The sequence below is a fragment of the Bradyrhizobium sp. 142 genome (assembly GCF_023074015.1).
Lineage (GTDB): Bacteria > Pseudomonadota > Alphaproteobacteria > Rhizobiales > Xanthobacteraceae > Bradyrhizobium.
Genome location: NZ_JADPKQ010000372.1, coordinates 1 through 758, shown reverse-complemented (window position 1 = coordinate 758; position 758 = coordinate 1). Strand labels below are relative to the sequence as shown.

1 protein-coding gene is annotated in these 758 nt (G+C 57.0%); it reads left to right on the top strand.

Annotation, left to right across the window (positions count from 1 at the left end; genetic code table 11):
- Positions 1-299 precede the first annotated feature (299 nt).
- The coding region (locus IVA82_RS34030) for a site-specific integrase (RefSeq protein ID WP_247493309.1) at positions 300-758 on the top strand (459 nt) is incomplete at its 3' end.

The window sequence follows — 758 nt, the reverse complement described above, 5'->3', positions numbered from 1 at the left end:
GAAGTTATGCGCAGTTCGCCAGCCGGAAGTCGTCCGAGAATCCGACGGTTAAAGCCTCCTGCCTCAGCAATCTGCGCATAATCACGAGGTGCACATAATCCCGCTTGGACGAAGCCGCTCCGCGGCAGAACACTCGGCAAGAGTGGCCCATCTTCGGATGAAGGAATGCGGCTGAAGCAACTGTAACTGCTTTGGCGTGCCATGGTGAGACGTAATTTGCAGCGTTCATAGGCTTGGCTTCGAGCAAGATGGCGTTGCTGCCCTCGGGCAGTTTTCGTTTTTTTGCCAAGGAGCCTTCAATGACCCCGCTTCGGTTACGCATGATAAACGACATGCAGATCCGCAACCTGTCACCGCATACGCAGGATTCCTATCTGCTGCAGGTTTCGCAGTTCGCCCGCCATTTTGCGAAGTCGCCGGCTTTGCTTGGGCCGGAAGATGTCCGCGCCTACCAAGTCTATCTGACGAACGAGAAGAAGTTGGCGCCGAAGTCGATCCACGTGACCGTCTCAGCGCTCCGTTTCTTGTACCGTGTCACGCTCGGCTTCGAATGGGATTTCGACCTCATCATTCCGTGTCCAAAGGCGCCCAAGACACTCGCCGTCATCCTCAGCCCCGAAGAGGTGCTGCACTTCCTCGGCTGCGTGGAGAGCCTCAAGCATCAAGTGATCCTGACAACATGCTACGCCGCCGGTCTGCGCATTTCCGAAGCGGTACGCCTAAAGCCGGGAGCCATCGACCGACAGCGGATGGTGCTA